A 19197-nucleotide genomic window follows, 5' to 3' on the forward strand; every position below is an offset into this window, starting at 1 on the left:
TGGTTTAGTCTCACAAAACAACTGCGGAATCGTCACAGAGCCAGCAAAATCTGCTTCAAGCCGTCTTCGGCGACGCGCTCGGCGGCGTCTTCGCTGGTAAACCACTCCCGCTTGCGACGACCCGCCTCCGGGTAGCGCTCGGACAGGCTCTGAACCTCGATCTGGAAAACGCGAACTTCGCAGCGCAAATGCATCCCGCTGTCGCGCTTCTTGAGATAGGAGAATGTGCCGATATGCCCGGGACGCACTTGCCCGCGCACGCCGGCCTCTTCCCAGGCTTCTTGCGCGGCGGCGCCCGCCAGCGTGCGACCATTCATCGGCCAGCCCTTGGGAATGATCCAGCGCCCGGTATCGAGCGAAGAGATCAGCAAGATCTCCCGCTTCCCCTTGTGACGGCGCACGCAAAGCGCGCCCACCTGCAAATGCGGCGGACGCAAGCCGAGCAAGCCGGTAAGAACTTCGCCGATAACCCTGATCATGGCGCACCCTCCCACAGAGGGCGCCCCGACAGCAAGGCCTGCCCGGCCTCAACCGCGCGCTTTGCATAGGCCGCACCGCGTGTTGCGTCGCCGGGGGCGCGGGTGATGACCCAACCGGCCGAGGCGAAGGCCCGCAGTGCCACAAAAAGCGGCAAAAGCCGCGCCTGATCGGCGGGCAGATCGCGCCGCGCGGCATAGCCCTGCACCAACGCCCGCGCCTGCTGGCCCATCGCCGGATCGCCCCAGCTCTGGATCAGGGCCGAGGCCAGATCGTAAAGCCGCCATCCCGGCCCGCTGTCATCAAAATCGATCAGCGTCATCCCCTCGGGGCCCAGCATGACATTGGTGCGGATTACATCGGCGTGGATCGGACCGAAATCCCGCGCCTGCGCCAAGATGCCACGCGCAAGCTCGCGCGCATCCAGCAGCAACGCGCGCTCCTCGACGCTCAGCGCGGGGTTCTCCCAAAACCGCCCCCAACGCGGCTGATCCCCCAATAGCGCGTCGGCGTCCCAAGGCTTGCGCGTGAAGGGCGCCGGGCAGGCGCCGGCATCGCTTGCGTCGTGCAGCGCGGCGATCAGCCCCCCCAGTTCAACCGCCCGCGCGGCCACGGCCGACCCGGCCAGCGGCTCATCCGCCTGCCCCATCGGTGTGCCCTCAATCCAGCGCAGGCAGGAAACGACGCGCCCGCCAAGCCCCGCCGTCAGCCGCCCGTTGATCGCACGGATCGGCTGCGCCACCGGCACCCCTGCGGCGGCCAGGCGCTCACACCATTCCAGCTCAACCTCGATACCTTCGCGCCCCTGATACCCCGGCCGGTGCAGACGCAGGGCCGCGCGCGTTCCATCGCGCAGCGTCGTCTCATAGACCACGTTCTCGCTTTGCCAGACCAGCCGCAGCGGCGCGCCAAGCGACCCCCAATGCGCCAGTGCCGCCTGCGCCTGCGCCGCGTCACGCGCGCTCATGCAGGCATCTCGCGCAGGATCGCGTCGAGCGTCTCGACCAGTTGCTCGGCATTGGCGCGCGAGAAGGGCATCGGCGGGCGCATCTTGAGGATATGCTGCGCGCGCCCCACCCGGCCCAGCAGGATGCCGCGCGCCTTGGCAGCCTCGACCACCCGGCCGCAGAAATCGCTGGCGGGCTGCGCGCCCTGCGCGAACTCGATCCCGAAGAACAGCCCGAAGCCGCGCACATCGGCGATCAGCGGGTGGCGCAACTGGCGCAGCAGGTCAAGCGCATAGCCGCCCACGTCGCGCGCGTTTTCGACTAGCCCCTCCTCTTCGATCACGCGCAGCGTCGCCATGGCCGCCGCGCAGGACACCGGATTGCCCCCAAATGTGTTGAAATACCCGAACGCCCCGCGAAACGCCGCCATCACATCGAGCCGCGCAACCACCGCGCCCACCGGATGACCATTGCCCATCGGCTTGCCAAGCGTCACCACATCGGGCGCGAAGCCCAGAAACTCATGCCCCCACCAATGCGAGCCCACACGGCCAAAACCCGGCTGAACCTCATCGCACAGGATCAACCCGCCCGCGCGGCGCACGACCTCAACAGTCGGAGCAAGGAAGCCCGGCGCGATCCCAGGCGTGCCCTCATTGGCGAAGATCGGACAGAGCATCAGCCCCGCAAACCCGTGCCCGGCCTCTTCCAGCTCGGCAATCGCGCGGGCCACGCCGTCCGCAAAAGCCTGCGGTTGCGCCGCCAGCGAGCCACCCAACGGCACCAGACTGTCCGGCGCGGGCACACGGCGCACATGGCCGGGGTAACCGCCAATCGGCGGACGCCGGGTGGACAAATGCGCCACCGCCGTTGTGTTGCCATGATAGGTATTGTCGGTCGCAATCAGCCCGGTCTTGCCGGTCACCGCCTGCGCCATGCGCAGCGCCACATCGTTCGCCTCGGACCCGGTGCAAACCATGATGATCTGGCTCAGATCATGGCCGAAATGCCCCAAGAGCCGCTCGGCATAGTCCAGAATGCCCTCGTGCAGGTAGCGCGTATGCGTGTTCAGCACCGCGGCCTGGGCCGAGATCGCCTCGACCACCTTCGGATGGCAATGCCCGACATGCGCGACGTTGTTGTAGCAATCAAGGTAGCGCCGCCCCTCGGCATCCCACAGCCATACACCCTCACCGCGCACGATATGCACAGGTTGTTCGTAGAAGGTCGGCACATTCGGCCCCAGCAGGCGCGCGCGCCGCGCGATCAGATCATTCGTCATCGCCCACCTTCCCGCGCAGGGACTTCACCTCGCCCCTCACCGTCTTGGCCTTGAGCCTGCGCCGCTGGCTGCCCAGTGTCGGCTTCGTCGCCACCCGCCGCTTGGGCGCAACCAGCGCGGCGCGGATCATCTCGGCGAGCCGCTCCCGCGCCAGCTCCCGGTTGCGCAACTGGCTTCGCGTCTCCTCGGCCCGGATCAGAATTGCCCCGTCCTGCGTCCACTTACGTCCCGCGATCCGCTTCAGCCGCGCTTTCACCGCCGGCGTCAGATGCGGCGAGCGTTCGGCCTCAAACCGCAACTCCACCGCCGTCGAGACCTTGTTGACGTTCTGCCCACCCGGCCCCTGCGCGCGGGTAAAGCTTTCCGAAAGCTCCCAATCGGCGATCGCCACAGTGTCGTTGATCCACAGCATGGCCAGACCCTAGCGCGCCGGGCGGAAAACGAAAGACCCCTGCCTTCAATGTGGCGCAAATATCCCGGGGTCCGGGGCAGCGCCCCGGCTCTCACGCCAGAAGGCGCGCGCCGTCATGGCCCAGAATGCGGGCGCTCAGGATCGTCCCCTCGGGCATGTCGCGCGCGAAGGCCACCTCGGTAAAGAACTCGGTGCGCCCAAGGCGCGGCCCCTCGGTCAGGATCACCCGCTCCTGCCCGACCTCGGCTGCCAGATGGCGTTCCAGCGCCTCCTGCCCCTTGGCACGCAGCCGCGCCGCGCGCTCCTTGATCGCGGGGCCAGCCACGCGCGGCATCCGCGCCGCAGGCGTGCCCTTGCGCGCCGAGAAGGGGAAGACATGCAGGAAGGTCAGCCCGCAGTCATCCACCAGCCGCAGCGAGTTCTCGAACATTTCCTCGGTCTCGGTCGGGAAACCGGCGATAATATCTGCGCCGAACACGATCCCCGGCCGCAACCGCCGCGACTCTTCGCAAAACCGGATCGCATCGTCGCGCAGATGGCGGCGCTTCATCCGCTTGAGGATCATGTCATCCCCCGCCTGAAGCGACAGATGCAGATGCGGCATCAAGCGCGGCTCCGTCGCGATCGCCAGCATCAGGTTCTCGTCGGCCTCGATCGAGTCGATCGAGGAAATCCGCAGCCGCGCCAGATCCGGCACCAGCCGCAGGATGCGCATCACCAGATCACCCAATCGCGGCCCGCCCGGCAGATCCGCCCCCCAGGAGGTCAGATCGACCCCGGTCAACACCACCTCGTTGAAACCGCGATCCACAAGCCGCTTGATCTGCTCGACCACTACCCCCGCCGGGACCGAGCGCGAATTGCCCCGCCCGAAGGGAATGATGCAGAAGGTGCAGCGGTGATCGCAGCCGTTCTGGACCTGCACATAAGCTCGATGGCGGCCGAAACCGTCAATCAGATGGCCTGCGGTCTCCTTGACCGACATGATGTCATCGACCTGGACCTTCTCGGTCTCGCCGATGAAGTCCGGGCCACGCATCTCGGCACCGATGCCCGACCAGGTCTCGGCCAGCATCTTCTCATGGTTGCCAATGACCCGCGTGACCTCTTCCATCGCCGCAAAGGTCTCGGGTTCGGTCTGCGCGGCGCATCCCGTCACGATGATCGGCGCGCCGGGGTTTTCCCGCGACAGCCGACGGATCTCCTGCTTGGCCTTGCGCACCGCCTCGGCGGTCACCGCGCAGGTATTGACGACCACGGCGTTCTCGATCCCCGCCTGGGCAGAGAGCTCCTTCATCGCCTCCGTCTCATAGGCGTTGAGACGGCAGCCGAGCGTGGCAAAGACCGGGGCTTTCATGCGCTGGCCAGGAATGCGGGGCTCAGGACGCCCTCGAACACCAGCGCGGTCGGGCCGGTCATCCAGACGCCATCGTCGCGCCAGTCGATCTCAAGCCGCCCACCGTCCACATCGACGATCACATGCCGCCCGGTCAGCCCGCGCAGATGCGCGGCAACGGCGGTGGCACAGGTGCCCGAGCCACAAGCCAGCGTGATGCCCGCCCCGCGCTCCCACACCCGCATGCGCAAATGGTCCGGCGCGATGAGCGAGGCAAATTCGACATTGGTGCGCTCGGGGAAGAGCGGGTCATGCTCGATCTGCGGGCCAAGACCCGCGACATCCACGGCCTCGGCATCCGCGACGAAATAGATGCAATGCGGGTTGCCCATGCCCACGGCCACCGGGTCACCCGCCAGCGGCAGATGCATGGGTTCCGCCGCGACCGGAATCGCAGCTGCCTCTAGAATCGGCGCGCCCATGTTGACCGAAACGAGCCCGTCTTCGCGCCGACGCGCCGAAAGCGTGCCGCGCGCGGTGGTCAGGGTGACAGCGTCCTTGCCCAACTGGCGCATCATCCAGTCCGATACGCAGCGCGTGGCATTGCCGCAAGCGCCCGCTTTCGAGCCATCCGAGTTCCAGAATTCCAGCGCGAAATCAGCCGCTTGCGAAGGCAGGATCACCGCAAGCTGATCAAAGCCCACGCCCCGATTCCGATCACCCACCGCACGCGCCAGCGCAGGCGTCACCGGATCGACGCCATCACGCGCGTCGATCACCACAAAGTCGTTGCCCAGACCATGCATCTTCATGAAACGCAGGCCGGTCAGAGGGGTCAGTGTGCTGTTCATGCCGGGCATATACGCCTGCCGATAGGTTTTTTCCAGATGCGCAAAATTTCCGAAGATTCGGCCTTGACCCCCCGTGCGTGGGCCTTTAGAGAGCCGCTCAGTGACGAGCCAAGGCGCCGCGCCACACTGAACCGCCATCGCGCAGAACAGAGTGAGCAAGCTAACAGCTTGACCCGCAAGGGGAAAACAGGGTACTAACCTGCTTCACGCGAGAAGAGTGGGCCGTTAGCTCAGTTGGTAGAGCAACTGACTTTTAATCAGTGGGTCGCAGGTTCGAATCCTGCACGGCTCACCACTCCCTCCACCTGATGCAACGTGACACGCTGCGGCTTGCCGTGGCGTTTTCGCAATTGACCAAGCGGCGCAGTATTCCCAAATATCTCTTCGATACTTTCGGGCCATGGCGCCTGCACGATACGAGGAGACCCCGATGCGCAAATACCTGATCCCCCTGCTCGCCCTCGCCGCGCTGAGCGCCTGCGAAACCGTCAAGGGTGCGGGCCGTGACCTGCAAACCGCAGGCGCGGCTGTCAGCCGCGAGGCCGCCGAGGTGCAATCGCAATACTGATCGAACGAAAAAGGGCGCCCGAGGGCGCCCTTTTCAGTTGTCCATCTTGAGGGCCGAGATGAAGGCCGATTGCGGGATTTCGACCTTCCCGAACTGGCGCATCTTCTTCTTGCCGGCCTTCTGCTTCTCAAGCAGCTTCTTCTTCCGCGTCGCGTCGCCGCCGTAGCACTTGGCGGTCACGTCCTTGCGCATCGCGCTGAGCGTCTCACGCGCGATCACGCGGCCGCCGATGGCCGCCTGGATCGGGATCTTGAACATGTGCCGCGGGATCAGTTCCTTGAGCTTTTCCACCATGGCGCGGCCACGCGATTCGGCGCGGTCGCGATGCACCATGATCGAGAGCGCATCGACCGGCTCGTCGTTCACCAGGATCGACATCTTCACGAGGAAATCCTCGCGATACTCGCTCAGCTGATAGTCGAAGCTCGCGTAGCCCTTGGTGACCGATTTCAGACGGTCGTAGAAGTCGAAGACAACCTCGGCCAGCGGCAGGTCATAGACCACCATGGCGCGCGAACCGGCATAGGTCAGGTCCAGCTGGATACCGCGGCGATCCTGGCAGAGTTTGAGCACATCGCCCAGATACTCGTCGGGCACCATGATCGTGGCCTTGATGCGCGGCTCCTGGATGTGATCGACATAGGTCAGGTCGGGCATGTCGGCGGGGTTGTGCAGATCGCGCACCTCACCGTCTTTCATGTGCAGCTTGAACACCACGCTCGGCGCGGTGGTGATCAGGTCGAGGTCATATTCGCGCTCCAGACGGTCGCGGATCACCTCGAGGTGCAGCAGCCCAAGGAAGCCGCAGCGGAAGCCAAAGCCAAGCGCAGCCGAAGTCTCCATCTCGTAGCTGAACGAGGCGTCGTTCAGCGCGAGCTTCTCGATCGCGTCGCGCAGGGCTTCGAAATCATTCGCATCGACCGGGAAGAGACCGCAGAACACCACCGGCTGAGCGGGTTTGAAGCCCGCCAGCGGCTTGTCGCAGGGTTTACGCTCATGCGTGATCGTGTCGCCCACGCGGGTATCGCGCACCTGCTTGATCGAGGCGGTCAGCACACCGATCTCGCCCGGGCCCAGTTCGGCGATGTCTACCATTTGGGGCTTCAGCACGGCGAGCTTGTCGATGCCATAGACCGCGCCGGTCTGCATCATCTTGATCCGGTCACCCTTCTTGATGACGCCGTCCATCACGCGGATCATGACGACAACGCCCAGGTAGGGGTCGTACCAGCTGTCGACCAGCATCGCCTTGAGCGGCGCGTTGCGGTCGCCCTTGGGCGAGGGCAGGCGCTGCACGATGGCCTCAAGCACATCGGGAATACCCAGACCGGTCTTGGCCGAGATCGGGATCGCGTCCGAGGCGTCGATGCCGATGACATCTTCGATATTGGCCTTCACCGCATCCGGGTCGGCGGCGGGCAGGTCGATCTTGTTCAGAACGGGCACGATCTCATGCCCCGCGTCGATCGCCTGATAGACGTTCGCCAGCGTCTGCGCCTCGACCCCTTGCGACGCATCGACCACCAGCAGCGAGCCCTCGACCGCGCGCATCGAGCGCGAGACTTCATAGGCGAAGTCGACGTGGCCGGGGGTGTCGATCAGGTTCAGGATATAGGTCTGGCCGTCCTTGGCGGGATACTCGATCCGCACGGTGTTGGCCTTGATGGTGATGCCCCGCTCCCGCTCGATATCCATCGAGTCGAGCATCTGCGCCTTCATGTCGCGCGCAGCCACCGTGCCGGTCATCTGGATGAGCCGGTCGGCAAGGGTGGATTTGCCGTGGTCGATATGCGCCACGATGGAGAAATTGCGGATGTGATCGAGCTGGGTCATGGGCGCGCATATATCTGCAAAAAAAGGGGCCGGGAAGGGGGATTGAACACCGCGCCCGCCGCGGTATTTTCGCGGCAAGCGGCGCAGCCGGGCCCGAGGCCATTGACCGCGCGGGCCAGATACTCAATCTAGCGCCTATCAGATCAGGAGAAAGCCATGATCCTTTCCGTTCCGAACATGACCTGCGGTCATTGCAAGGCCGCCGTCGAGGCCGCCATCGTCGAGGTCGGCGGCAAGGCCGACATCAATCTTGCCGACCGCGAGGTCGAGGTGAACGGCCTGCCCGAGGCAACGGTTCTGGCCGCGCTCAAGGCTGCCGGCTACGAGGCCGAGGTGATCGAGTAACGCTAGCGGTTGGGGCTGCGCCTGCTAAGCCCATCCACAGCTTGCGCGCGCTGCGTCTTTTTCGCGCGCCGACGGGCCAAAGGGGCGGTTTCGTTGCGATTTGCGCCAGAATCGGCTATGGTGCGCCCGCAAACAAAGGCGGGGACCAATCCCGCCAACTCAAGGCAGAACGCGGGGCAGTAGTCATGAAGTTCACCATTCTTGCGGCGGCATGTCTCGTCATGGGCGCCACTCAGGCCTCGGCGGGTCCGATTGACGGCGCCTGCATGGGCGCGAACCGCAACAGCGCCAACCGCGCGCTATGCGGATGTATCCAGCAAGTGGCCGACATGACGCTGAGCCGTTCGGACCAGCGTCGCGCGGCCAAGCTGTTCAAAGACCCGGAGAAGGCACAGGAAGTGCGTATGTCGGACCGCAAGGCCGACGAGGCGTTCTGGGACCGCTACAAGAACTTCGCGGCGGCAGCCGAGGGTTACTGCGGCGGCTGAAGCACGGCGATCAGGCGGCGCGCGCCATCCTCGATCAGGTCGAGGCAGCCATCGAAATCACGGGTGTAATAGGGGTCGGGCACGTCTTGCGTGCCCGTTTTCGCATCTAGAAACAGCCGCAGCTGCGCGCGGGCGCCCGCGGGCCGAATCCGCTCGGCATCTTTCAGGTTCTTGCCATCCATCGCCAGGATCAGGTCGAACCGCTCGAAATCATCGCGTGTCAGCTGGCGCGCGCGCAGGCTGCTCAGATCGTAGCCACGCGCGCTGGCGGCGGCCTGCATCGGGCCATAGGGCGGCTCGCCCCGGTGCCAGTCGCCCGTTCCAGCGCTGTCGGCCTCAGCCTCCAGACCCGCGCGGGCGGCCATTTCACGAAACACGCCCTCGGCGGCGGGAGAGCGGCAGATGTTGCCTAGGCAGAGAAACAGGATACGCATAAGCAACATGTAGCGAGAGGAGCGGCAATGGCCAAGATCGTGATTCTGACCGGGGCGGGAATTTCCGCCGAAAGCGGGATTCGGACGTTTCGGGCCTCGGACGGGTTATGGGAGGAGCATCGCATCGAGGATGTCGCGACCCCCGAGGGTTTCATGGCCGATCCGGGGCTGGTGCATCGCTTCTACAATGCCCGCCGCGCCGCAGCCGCCGCAGCCGCGCCGAATGCCGCCCATCGCGCGCTGGCCGAGCTCGAGCAAGACGGCCGCCACGAGGTGCTTGTGGTCACGCAAAACGTGGATGATCTGCACGAGCGTGGCGGCTCGGCCAATGTCATCCACATGCACGGCACTCTGACGGGCGCGCTGTGCCATTCCTGCGGCCATCGCTGGCCCGCGCCCGCCGAGATGGCGCCGCGCGATCCCTGCCCCGCCTGCCAAAAGCCTGCCACACGGCCCGACATCGTTTGGTTCGGCGAAATGCCCTATCAGATGGAAGAAATCTGGACCGCGCTGCGGGCGGCGGATCTCTTCGTGTCGATCGGCACCTCGGGGAACGTCTACCCGGCGGCCGGATTCGTCGCCGATGCCGGTCATGCCGGGGTGCCCACGCTTGAACTGAACCTCGAACCCTCGGCGGGCAGCCGCTATTTCGACGAGGCCCGGCACGGCCCCGCCACGGCGATTGTTCCCGCCTGGGTGCGTGAAATGCTGGGCTGAGGGGCGCTGCGGCGTTACGATGAAAATGAGTGCGCGGCCAACAGAATGCCCGCATGAATCGCTTGACGCCGCCCGGCTTTGCCCGTATGCCCCCCAAACGAATTTCCGGGCGCTGCCATTCGCGGCGTTCGTTTGTGTTGAGAAGCGGGCGGACACGCGCCCCGAGGAAACGAAGGATTTACGCCATGTCGCGCGTTTGCGAACTGACCGGCAAGGGCCCGATCACGGGCAACAACGTGAGCCACGCGAACAACAAGACGCGTCGCCGCTTCCTGCCGAACCTCAACGAAGTGACCCTGATCTCGGACGTTCTGGGTCAGTCGTTCAAGCTGCGCATTTCGGCCGCCGGCCTGCGCTCGGTCGACCACCGCGGTGGTCTCGACTCCTACCTGCTCAAGGCCAAGGACGCCGAGCTGTCGGACAACGCGCTGAAGATCAAGAAAGCGATCGTGAAGGCCCAGGCTGCCGCCTGATCCTGACACGCGTTAGTCAAGCGATTGCCCCGCCATCGGCGGGGTTTTTGCTTTTGCGCGACCTGCGGCAATTCGGCTTGACTAAAGGCATGGCGCGCGCCCGCGCAGGCGGCTAGATTGCAGCCATGAACCGGAAGTACGCACAGAGTGCCGTGGCGATCCTGCTGGCGGCTATCCTTGCGGCGACGAGCCTGACGATGGCCGTTGCCCGCGGGCAGACGCGTGTTGCCGGCGAGATCGTGATCTGCACCGGCTACGGCCTCACCACGGTCTCGGTCGATGAAAACGGGGACCCTGTCGGCCCCGTTCATCTCTGTCCCGACATGGTGCTGGGCATGATGGCCGCGCTGGATGAAGCGCCGCCTGTCCTCATGCGTCCCGAGGGCATGGTCGTGCACCTCGAAGCGCCCGAGCCTGCCAGCCTCAGCGCCCAGTCGGCCCTGACCCCGCGCGCGCGCGGCCCCCCGCTTTCGGCCTGATCCCTTCGCCTAACCCGAACCAAGATCAGACTGGAGACGAGTATGTCCCGCTTCAAACTTCTCATGACCGCCGCGGCGGTCGCCTTCGCTGCGCCCGCTTTCGCCAGCGACATCATGATCACCGACCCCTATGCCCGCGTCTCGACCATGATGTCGAAATCCGGCGCGGCCTTCATGGTCATCGAGAATCACGGTGCTGACGACGATCGACTGATCGGAGCGGCCTCGGATATCGCTGACCGGGTCGAGTTGCACACCCATATCTCCGATGCCAACGGGGTGATGCAGATGGTCGAGGTGAAGGAAGGCTTCCCGGTGGCTGCGCATGGCACGCACGAGCTCAAGCGCGGCGCGGACCATGTGATGTTCCTGGGCCTGCGTCAGTCGCTCAACGATGGCGATACGGTCCATGTCGTTCTGACCTTCGAGAAGGCAGGCGAGGTTGCGGTCGACATCCCGGTCGACCTCAAGCGCGATGCCGCAGCGATGGGCGGGATGCAGATGATGAACGGTGCGCCCGAAGGGAAGATGCCCGAGCATAAGAATATGCCCTCCAACTAATCTGTCGGCGCCGCCAGAAATGGCGGTTGCCGAAACGACCGGCCTCCGCCTCTTTCCCGAGCGGGCGGTGTGTCGTGCGGTCAGGCCCGGCTTCCCGAACGGGTTTCTGGCCACTTCCCTTGATTGCGGCCCGGTCGGTTCCCGACGACCGGCCCCATGATCCGGAACGGCCCTGCCTCCGCCCACGTGCCCTCGCGGATGGAGGCAGGGAACGTCCCAAAACGAAAAGCCCCGGCGCATCGACCGGGGCTTCGTTCATTTCAAAGGTGTTGATCGCTTACTCCGGGCCGGCTGCCCCCAGAAGCCGCAGCATCTCGGTCGCGGCGGCAGCCGGAGCCACCTCGCCCGCAGCAACGGCCGCCCCCAGATCGCCCATCCGTCCGCGAATAGCGGGGTCATTGTGCAGCCGCGCCAGAAGCCCCTCGCGCACCTCGGTTTCGAACCAGTGACGCGCCTGCGCCGCGCGGCGCGAGGTGAAATGGCCGTGTTCGCGCCGCCAGTCGGCCAGCATCTTCATTTCGTCCCAGGCCTTGATCAGGCCCTGCTCTTCCAGCGCCGAGACGGGCAGCGCCTTGGGAAAGCCCTCGGGGTCTTGCGCGCGCTTGCGCAGCAGGCGCAGCGCGCCCGCATAATCGGCCACGGTGCGCATCGCGGCGGGCTTGAGATCGCCGTCAGCCTTGTTGACAAGGATCATGTCGGCCATTTCCATGATGCCGCGCTTGACGCCCTGCAACTCATCCCCGCCCGCGGGCGCCATCAGCAGGATGAAAAGGTCGGTCATCTCGGCCACCAGCGTCTCGGACTGACCGACGCCCACCGTCTCGATCAGCACGACGTCGAAGCTCGCGGCCTCGCACAGGGCCACGGCCTCGCGGGTGCGGCGTGCAACGCCCCCCAGATGAGCCTGACTGGGCGACGGGCGGATGAAGGCGTTGGGATCGCGCGAGAGCCGCTCCATCCGGGTCTTGTCGCCCAGGATCGAGCCCCCCGAGCGCGCCGAGGACGGATCGACCGCCAGCACGGCAACCCGCAGACCCTGCGCCGTCAGCATCATCCCGAAGCTTTCGATGAAGGTCGATTTGCCCACGCCGGGCGTGCCCGACAGGCCGATGCGCAGCGCCTGCCGCCCCGCCCCCGCCAGCCGATCCAGAAGCGCCGTCGCCTGAGCGCGATGATCGGCCCGCGCCGACTCGACCATCGTGATCCCCCGAGCGAGCGAGCGGCGGTCACCGGCGAGGATTTTGTCAGCGAGGTCGGTCATGGCATGGGCGTTCATCGGAGGCCTTCGGACAGAGGAGATGACAAAAGCGTCAGAATTCGTGATGCGGTTTCGGTTTCTTGCCCCCTCGGGGCGGTGTATGTCCAGACCGAACACCGGATTTCCTGAGGAGCTATGATGCTTTCGTCGTTCAAGGGTCGTTTGGGCGCCGCCGCAATCGCGATCGGCGCGGCATTGATGGCCGCGTCGCCGCTCTTGGCGGACCAGAAGGATCGCATTCAATTCGATGTCGAGCTGAAGGGCCTCAAGGCGGGCCGCCTGACGATCAACGGCAAGATCGAGGGCGCATCCTACGGCGCGAACGGCACGCTGGAAACCACGGGGCTTCTGGGCGCGCTGAAAAAATTGCGCCACGACGCCTCGGTGGCGGGCAATTTCAAGGCGGGTGCCTTCACCCCGCTCAGCTACAACCAGACCTCGGAGCGTGGCGACAAGAAGGTCGACCACGTGATCGTCTACCAGGCGGGCACCCCCGTCTCGGTCAGCCGCAACCCGCCGCGCACGCCGCGCGACCTTGACGTGGACCCGGCCAAGCAAACCGGCACGATCGACCCGCTGACCGCGCTTTACGCCGTGCTGCGCGACGTGGACCGGGGCGATGCCTGCAAGCTCGACGTCAAGCTCTACGACGGCTCGAAGCGCACCCAGGTCAAGCTCGAACCGGCCCAAAGCAAGGGCGCAAATGTGATCTGCGCGGGCGAGTACCGCCGGCTTGAGGGCTTCTCGGCCAAGGACATGGATGAGAAGAGCCGCTTCCCCTTCACGCTGACCTACGCCCCCACCCCCGATGGGGCGCGCCTTCAGGTCATCGAGATCGCGACCGACACGATCTATGGCAAAGGACGTCTGAAACGGCGATAAGGACGTCGTGACGGACCGACTTCCCATAGACGAGGCGCTTCCCGCGCTGAAAGACGCACTGGCCAAGGCCGGTCGCGCCGTGCTGATGGCGCCGCCCGGCGCGGGCAAGACCACCCGCGTTCCGCTGGCGCTGCTCGATCAGGTGTCGGGCCGGATCGTCATGCTCGAACCCCGCCGCCTGGCCGCCCGCGCCGCTGCCGAACGCATGGCCGAGACGCTTGGCGAGCCGGTCGGCCAGACCGTTGGCTACCGCATTCGTGGCGAAGCCCGCACATCGCGCGCGACCCGCATCGAGGTGGTGACCGAGGGCATCCTGACGCGGATGCTGCAATCCGACCCGGAACTGACCGGTATCGGCTGCATCATCTTCGACGAGTTCCACGAACGCAGCCTGAATGCCGATCTGGGCCTTGCCCTGACATGGGAGGCGCGCAGCGCCCTGCGCCCCGATCTGGCCATCGTGGTGATGTCGGCAACCCTTGATGCCGAACCCGTCGCAGCGCTGCTCGACAACGCGCCTGTGATCGTCTCCGAAGGCCGCGCCTTCCCGGTCGAGACGCGCTGGCTTGGTCGCCCACTTGCGACTGGCATGCGGCTCGAGGCCGCCACGGCTGCGCTGGTCGAAGAAGCCGCGGCCGAGACCGAGGGCGGCATTCTGGTCTTCCTGCCCGGCGAGGCCGAGATCCGCCGCACCGAGGCGCTGCTGTCGGGTCGTCTTCGCCCCGAGATCACGCTGCGGCCGCTGTTCGGCGCGATGGATTTCGCCGCCCAACGCGCGGCCATCGTCCCCGCGAGTTCAGGGCGCAAGATCGTGCTGGCCACCTCTATCGCCGAAACCTCGCTGACCATTCAGGATATTCGCGTCGTCGTCGATGCCGGACGCGCCCGCCGCCTGCGCTTCGACCCAAGCTCGGGCATGGCCCGTCTGGTGACCGAGCGTGTCAGCCGTGCCGAGGCCGAACAGCGCCGTGGCCGCGCCGGGCGCGTCGCCGAAGGGATCTGTTACCGGCTCTGGACCAAGGGCGAAGAAGGCGCCCTACCCGCCTTCGCCCCGCCCGAGATTGCCGTGGCCGATCTGTCGGGCCTTGCGCTCGAACTCGCGCTTTGGGGATCGGATGGCGCGGATCTTGCCTTCCTTACGCCGCCCCCGTCCCCCGCGCTGGCCGAGGCACGCGCGCTGCTCGAAGGGCTTGGTGCGCTGAAAGACGGGCGGATCACGACGCATGGGCGGGCGCTGGCCGCGCTGCCGTTGCACCCGCGTCTCGCGCATATGCTGGTCACCGCCGGCCCCGAGGCCGCGACCCTAGCGGCGCTGCTGGCCGAGCGCGACCCGATCCGAGGGGCGCCCGCCGATCTTGCCCTGCGCATCGCTGCCATCGCTAATCCCGGACGATTCGAGGCAGAGCATCCCTGGCAGGTGCATCGAGGCACGGTCGAGCGGATCCGATCCGAGGCGAAACGGCTGGCGCGTATGGTGCAACCCGCAGTCAGCTACAGCCTGGCCGAGATGGCCGCTCTAGCCTATCCCGACCGGATCGGTCTGCGCCGCAAGGGCGAGGCACCGCGCTATGTGCTCTCGGGCGGCAAGGGTGCGGTGGCGGCCGAGACCGACGCGCTTGGCCGCGCGCGCCTGATCGTCGCGACCGATCTGGACGGTGACCCGCGCGAGGCCCGAATCCGGCAGGGCATCACGCTGGCAGAGGCCGAGCTGCGCCGTCTCCACGCACCCGAGATTGCCTGGCAAGACATCTGCGCCTGGTCGCGCCGCGAGGGCCGCGTGCTGGCCCGCAAGCAAGAACGCTTCGGCGCGCTGCTTCTTGATGATCGCCACTGGCCAGACGCGCCGCCCGAGGCCATCGCCCGCGGCGCGCTGGACGGGCTACGCGAGATCGGCCTCACGCTCTCCCCTTCCGCCGCGCGCTTCCGCGCCCGCGTCGATATCCTGCGTCAGGACGGCGAGGAGATGCCCGACCTGTCGGATGACGCCCTGCTAAATGGCGAGGCGCTGTTGCCCTACCTGCGCGGCAAACGGACGGAGGCCGATCTGCGCAACCTTGATCTGACCGAAGCCCTGCGCGGACAACTCGACTGGGGGCAGATGCAATTGCTGGACCGGCTGGTCCCGAGCCATTTCGAAACCCCGCTCGGCCGCCGCGTCCCGATCGACTATTCCGGTACAGCGCCCGCGATCGAGGTCAAGTTGCCCGAGATGTATGGCGTGACGGAGCATCCCTCTGTCGGGCCGAAACGTCATCCGCTGCGGATTTCCCTGCTAAGCCCTGGCAACAAACCGATCCAGGTGACTATGGATCTTCCGGGCTTCTGGGACGGCTCCTACGCCGATGTTCGCAAGGAAATGCGCGGCCGTTACCCGCGCCATCCCTGGCCCGAGAATCCGCGCGAAGCGGACCCGACCACACGCGCCAAGCCCCGCGGAACGTAAGGGGGCGCCGCCCCCTCGCGGCTTACGCCGCTCACCCCCGGGATATTTCTTGCCACATTGAAGGGCTGACCAGAGCACACCCGACCCCACCGCGGGGGGCGGAGAGGTCGAGCGGCCTTCAACGTGGACGGTCATCGGCGTCCCCGCCTGTACCGTGGGTTCAGATCTCACTGATTCTGGTTAAGAAAGCGTTTCCGCTTCAATGTGGCGCAAATATCCTCGGGGGGTGAATTTGCTGAAAGCAAAGAGGGGGGCAGACAGCCCCCCTGCGCCCCCGCCACCTGTCACTTGCCCAGACACCAGCGCATGATCGCCTTTTGTGCGTGCAAGCGGTTCTCGGCCTCGTCGAAGATCACCGAATGCGGACCGTCCATCACGGCGGAGGTCGCCTCGTCATTACGGTGCGCGGGCAGGCAATGCATGAAGAGCGCATCGGGCTTGGCGCGCGCCATCAGCTCTTCGTTGACCTGATAGGGGCGCAGCTGGTTGTGGCGGCGCTCCTTCGCGGATTCCGGGTCATGCATCGACACCCAGGTATCGGTGACCACCAGATCGGCTCCCTCGACCGCCTTGAATGGGTCGCGCTCGATCCGGGCATCGACGCCTTTGGATCGGGCGAAGTTCAACCACTCGGCCTCGGGGTCAAGGGTGGGCGGGCCGGTGAAGGTCAAATCGAACCCGAACTGACCTGCCGCATGCAGGAACGAGGCACAGACGTTGTTGCCATCCCCCGACCAGACGACCTTCTTGCCCGCGATGGGGCCGCGATGTTCCTCATAGGTCATCACATCCGCCATGATCTGACAGGGGTGGGTGCGGTTCGTAAGCCCGTTGATTACCGGCACGCTGGCGTATTCGGCCATCTCCTGCAGGGTTGCCTCTTCGAAGGTGCGGATCATGATCAGATCGACATAGCGCGAGAGCACCCGCGCCGTGTCGGCGATGGTCTCGCCGTGACCCAGCTGCATCTCCTTGCCCGAGAGCACCATCGTCTGCCCGCCCATCTGGCGCACGCCCACGTCAAAGCTGACGCGTGTCCGGGTCGAGGGTTTCTCGAAGATCAGCGCGACCATGTGACCGGCCAGCGGCTGATCATGGTCCAGCGCGCCTTTCGGGCGCCCGTTGCGCGCATCCTTCATGGCGCGCGCGCTGTCGATCATCTTGCGCAGGTCTTCGGGGCTGGTGGTGTGAATATCGAGAAAACTGGTCATCTGTCTGTCTTTCGCTCAGCGGCCCTCGCCGCCGGATCAATCAAGCCTTGGTCGGTTCAAGCGCGCTGGCGGCGGCATCGAGACGTGCGACCGCCTCGGCCATATCCGCCTCGGAGATGTTCAGCGCAGGCAGCAGGCGCAGCACGTTATCGGCAGCAGGCACCGTCAGCAGCTTCTCGGCATAGGCCGCCTTGACCACATCTGCGGGCGCAATCTTGCACTTGAGCCCGAGCATCAGCCCCTGGCCGCGCACACCCTCGAACACGTCGGGATGGGCCGCGATCAGGCCTTCGAGTTTCTGGCGCAGGAAGCCTGCCCTGGCGTTGACCGCATCGAGGAAGGCCGGATCCGTGACGATCTCCATCACCTTGCCGCCTACAGCGCAGCCAAGCGGGTTGCCGCCATAGGTCGAGCCATGGGTGCCTGCGACCATGCCGCTCGCGGCCTCTTCGGTGGCGAGCACCGCGCCAAGCGGGAAGCCGCCGCCGATGCCCTTGGCGACCATCATGATATCGGGCGTCACGCCCGCCCATTCATGGGCAAAGAGCCGACCGGTGCGGCCCACGCCGCACTGGACCTCGTCGAAGATCAAAAGCGTGCCGGTGGTGTCGCACAGATCGCGCAGGCCCTTGAGGCACTGATCGGGCACCGGGCGGATGCCGCCCTCGCCCTGCACCGGCTCGATCAGTATGGCGGCGGTGCGCTCGTTGATGGCGGCGCGCAGGCCCTCGTGGTCGCCCCATTTCACATGGACGAAGCCGGGCAGCAGCGGGCCAAAGCCCTTGACCATCTTCTCGGATCCGGCGGCGGCGATAGCCGCCGAGGAGCGGCCGTGGAAGGCGCCCTCAAAGGTGATGATTTCAACCCGCTCGGGCTGGCCTTTGTCATACCAGTATTTGCGCGCCATCTTGACGGCCAGCTCGCAGGCCTCGGTGCCCGAGTTGGTGAAGAAGACGGTATCGGCAAAGCTGTTCTCGACCAGCTGATCAGCAAGCTTCTGCTGCTCGGGGATCTGGTAGAGGTTGGAGACATGCCAGAGCTTGCCGGCCTGCTCGGTCAGGGCGGCGACCAGTTCGGGGGCTGCATGGCCCAACACGTTCACCGCGATGCCCGCCCCCATGTCGAGATATCGGGTACCGTCCGCCGTTTCGAGCCAGGAGCCCTCGCCCTTGACGAAGGCGAGAGGGGCGCGGTTGTAGGTGGGCAGAACGGAGGAAATCATCGCGTGTCTCCAGAAAGGGAAGGCCAAGGGGTGCAACAGGCCTGCAGGGCTGTCAACGGTCAAGGCCGGGGATTTAACGGGTTTTGGGGGGATGTGGCCAAAGACCACGGCAGATCGGACGTCAGGCGCGGGTGCGGCGGCGTCGGGGACGGGCGAAATGGGCGGTCCGTGTGATCATGGGCGTTCGGTAGCGCGCGCGATGGCACCTGTCAAAGGATTCCTTTGATGCAGGCGTGGCGCGGGCTTGAATTCCGGGGGCGGCGCTTGTATCTCATCGCGTCCTCACTAATATGAGGCAAGCCAAGCCGGAACCCGGTCAACGGACCGGGTCAGAATGCGAAAGGGTGGTCATGTCCTGGACCGATGAACGCGTCGAACTCCTGAAAAAGATGTGGTCGGAGGGCCAGTCGGCCAGCCAGATCGCCAAGGAGCTGGGCGGGGTGACCCGCAACGCCGTGATCGGCAAGGTGCATCGTCTGGGCCTGTCGAACCGCGCCGGTGGGAGCGATCCTGCGCCGGCGCCCGCCGCGCCCGCCGCTGCCAAGCCCGCTCCGGTGGAGCGGCCCGAACCGGTCGCGGCCGCCGCGCCCGCCGCAAACCGCCCCGAGCCCGCGCCCACCCCGAAGCCCGCGCCCGCCGCGCGCCCGGAACCCGCGCCCGCCCCCGCCGCGCCCACACCGGTGATGCGCAAGGCGATCATTCCTGCGGGGCAGCCGCTGCCGCCGCAGCCCTCGGCCAATGAGATCAGCCCCGAGGCTCTGGCCAAGGTGGGCGAGGTCGAGAAGCGCGCCCGCAAGATCAGCCTGATGGAGTTGACCGAGCGTACCTGCAAATGGCCGATCGGCGACCCGGCAACCGATAACTTCTATTTCTGCGGCCTGCCCTCGCAGCCCGGAAAACCCTATTGCGAGGCCCATGTGGGCGTCGCCTTCCAGCCGATGAGCGCTCGCCGCGACCGTCGCCGCTGAACCCGGGCTA

Annotated in this window: 21 protein-coding genes and 1 tRNA gene; 11 read left to right on the top strand and 11 right to left on the bottom strand. The window is 66.0% G+C overall.

Annotated elements, in window-relative coordinates:
- Positions 1-32: 32 nt before the first annotated feature.
- The 6 genes from N3C64_RS06120 to dapF form a co-directional block, all read right to left on the bottom strand.
- Positions 33-479 carry an NUDIX hydrolase gene (locus tag N3C64_RS06120; RefSeq protein ID WP_260012860.1) on the bottom strand — a complete coding sequence of 149 codons (447 nt, stop codon included), beginning with the start codon at positions 477-479 and terminating at the stop codon, positions 33-35.
- Positions 476-1444, bottom strand: a complete 969-nt coding sequence (locus N3C64_RS06125) for a phosphotransferase enzyme family protein (RefSeq protein ID WP_260012861.1) — start codon at positions 1442-1444, stop codon at positions 476-478. The genes N3C64_RS06120 and N3C64_RS06125 overlap by 4 nt, the downstream gene beginning before the upstream one ends.
- A complete protein-coding gene (locus tag N3C64_RS06130) occupies positions 1441-2706 on the bottom strand; it encodes an aspartate aminotransferase family protein (RefSeq protein ID WP_260012862.1) in 1266 nt (421 codons plus the stop codon). The genes N3C64_RS06125 and N3C64_RS06130 overlap by 4 nt, the downstream gene beginning before the upstream one ends.
- Positions 2696-3118, bottom strand: a complete 423-nt coding sequence (gene arfB / locus N3C64_RS06135) for an alternative ribosome rescue aminoacyl-tRNA hydrolase ArfB (protein ID WP_218628904.1) — start codon at positions 3116-3118, stop codon at positions 2696-2698. The genes N3C64_RS06130 and arfB overlap by 11 nt, the downstream gene beginning before the upstream one ends.
- Positions 3119-3209: 91 nt before the next feature.
- Positions 3210-4475: a tRNA (N(6)-L-threonylcarbamoyladenosine(37)-C(2))-methylthiotransferase MtaB gene (mtaB, locus tag N3C64_RS06140; RefSeq protein ID WP_260012863.1), complete on the bottom strand. Its 1266-nt coding sequence runs from the start codon at positions 4473-4475 to the stop codon at positions 3210-3212.
- Complete coding sequence (gene dapF / locus N3C64_RS06145) at positions 4472-5305, bottom strand: diaminopimelate epimerase (protein ID WP_260012864.1); 834 nt, start codon at positions 5303-5305, stop codon at positions 4472-4474. The genes mtaB and dapF overlap by 4 nt, the downstream gene beginning before the upstream one ends.
- A 219-nt stretch (positions 5306-5524) precedes the next feature.
- On the opposite strand from dapF, the gene N3C64_RS06150 reads away from it, so the two are divergent.
- Together N3C64_RS06150 and N3C64_RS06155 are read left to right on the top strand one after the other, a co-directional pair.
- Positions 5525-5600: transfer RNA gene (locus N3C64_RS06150), tRNA-Lys, on the top strand.
- 105 nt (positions 5601-5705) lie between these two features.
- A complete protein-coding gene (locus tag N3C64_RS06155; RefSeq protein ID WP_375546099.1) occupies positions 5706-5873 on the top strand; it encodes an entericidin A/B family lipoprotein in 168 nt (55 codons plus the stop codon).
- 33 nt (positions 5874-5906) lie between these two features.
- On the opposite strand, the gene lepA is transcribed toward N3C64_RS06155, so the two are convergent.
- Complete coding sequence (lepA, locus tag N3C64_RS06160; RefSeq protein ID WP_218628907.1) at positions 5907-7706, bottom strand: translation elongation factor 4; 1800 nt, start codon at positions 7704-7706, stop codon at positions 5907-5909.
- 156 nt (positions 7707-7862) lie between these two features.
- Between lepA and N3C64_RS06165 the strand changes: the two genes are divergently transcribed.
- Positions 7863-8051, top strand: a complete 189-nt coding sequence (locus tag N3C64_RS06165; RefSeq protein ID WP_218628908.1) for a heavy-metal-associated domain-containing protein — start codon at positions 7863-7865, stop codon at positions 8049-8051.
- 185 nt (positions 8052-8236) lie between these two features.
- On the top strand, positions 8237-8539 hold the full coding sequence (locus tag N3C64_RS06170; RefSeq protein ID WP_218628909.1) for a hypothetical protein: 303 nt from the start codon (positions 8237-8239) through the stop codon (positions 8537-8539).
- Here N3C64_RS06170 and N3C64_RS06175 read toward each other — a convergent pair.
- Entirely contained in the window at positions 8524-8979 is a 456-nt protein-coding gene (locus N3C64_RS06175) for a low molecular weight protein-tyrosine-phosphatase (RefSeq protein WP_260013120.1), read from the bottom strand. The genes N3C64_RS06170 and N3C64_RS06175 overlap by 16 nt on opposite strands.
- A gap of 21 nt (positions 8980-9000) precedes the next feature.
- On the opposite strand from N3C64_RS06175, the gene N3C64_RS06180 reads away from it, so the two are divergent.
- From N3C64_RS06180 to N3C64_RS06195, 4 genes are all read left to right on the top strand, one after another.
- Positions 9001-9690, top strand: coding sequence for an NAD-dependent deacylase (locus N3C64_RS06180; RefSeq protein ID WP_260012869.1), 690 nt, complete (start codon positions 9001-9003; stop codon positions 9688-9690).
- A gap of 185 nt (positions 9691-9875) precedes the next feature.
- Entirely contained in the window at positions 9876-10163 is a 288-nt protein-coding gene (gene rpmB, locus N3C64_RS06185) for a 50S ribosomal protein L28 (RefSeq protein ID WP_218628912.1), read from the top strand.
- A 125-nt stretch (positions 10164-10288) separates the two neighbouring features.
- Positions 10289-10642 (top strand): hypothetical protein, encoded by a 354-nt coding sequence (locus N3C64_RS06190; protein WP_260012870.1) that lies wholly within the window; start codon positions 10289-10291, stop codon positions 10640-10642.
- 42 nt (positions 10643-10684) lie between these two features.
- Positions 10685-11203: a copper chaperone PCu(A)C gene (locus N3C64_RS06195; RefSeq protein WP_260012872.1), complete on the top strand. Its 519-nt coding sequence runs from the start codon at positions 10685-10687 to the stop codon at positions 11201-11203.
- A 277-nt stretch (positions 11204-11480) separates the two neighbouring features.
- Here N3C64_RS06195 and meaB read toward each other — a convergent pair whose 3' ends face one another.
- Complete coding sequence (gene meaB / locus N3C64_RS06200; RefSeq protein WP_260012874.1) at positions 11481-12464, bottom strand: methylmalonyl Co-A mutase-associated GTPase MeaB; 984 nt, start codon at positions 12462-12464, stop codon at positions 11481-11483.
- Between the two features lie 132 nt (positions 12465-12596).
- Here meaB and N3C64_RS06205 point away from each other — a divergent pair, with 132 nt between their 5' ends.
- Both N3C64_RS06205 and hrpB read left to right on the top strand, forming a co-directional pair.
- Positions 12597-13343: a DUF3108 domain-containing protein gene (locus N3C64_RS06205; protein ID WP_260012875.1), complete on the top strand. Its 747-nt coding sequence runs from the start codon at positions 12597-12599 to the stop codon at positions 13341-13343.
- Positions 13344-13350: 7 nt separating this feature from the next.
- The gene (gene hrpB / locus N3C64_RS06210) at positions 13351-15786 is read left to right on the top strand and encodes an ATP-dependent helicase HrpB (RefSeq protein ID WP_260012877.1); all 2436 of its coding nucleotides are present in this window, start codon (positions 13351-13353) and stop codon (positions 15784-15786) included.
- Between the two features lie 284 nt (positions 15787-16070).
- On the opposite strand, the gene argF is transcribed toward hrpB, so the two are convergent.
- Both argF and N3C64_RS06220 read right to left on the bottom strand, forming a co-directional pair.
- The gene (gene argF / locus N3C64_RS06215; RefSeq protein ID WP_260012879.1) at positions 16071-16997 is read right to left on the bottom strand and encodes an ornithine carbamoyltransferase; all 927 of its coding nucleotides are present in this window, start codon (positions 16995-16997) and stop codon (positions 16071-16073) included.
- A gap of 40 nt (positions 16998-17037) precedes the next feature.
- A complete protein-coding gene (locus tag N3C64_RS06220; RefSeq protein ID WP_260012887.1) occupies positions 17038-18219 on the bottom strand; it encodes an aspartate aminotransferase family protein in 1182 nt (393 codons plus the stop codon).
- A 350-nt stretch (positions 18220-18569) separates the two neighbouring features.
- Here N3C64_RS06220 and N3C64_RS06225 point away from each other — a divergent pair, with 350 nt between their 5' ends.
- Complete coding sequence (locus N3C64_RS06225) at positions 18570-19187, top strand: GcrA family cell cycle regulator (RefSeq protein WP_260012890.1); 618 nt, start codon at positions 18570-18572, stop codon at positions 19185-19187.
- Positions 19188-19197: the final 10 nt, after the last annotated feature.

This window comes from Sedimentimonas flavescens (assembly GCF_025154035.1).
Classification (GTDB): Bacteria; Pseudomonadota; Alphaproteobacteria; order Rhodobacterales; family Rhodobacteraceae; genus Rhodobacter; species Rhodobacter flavescens.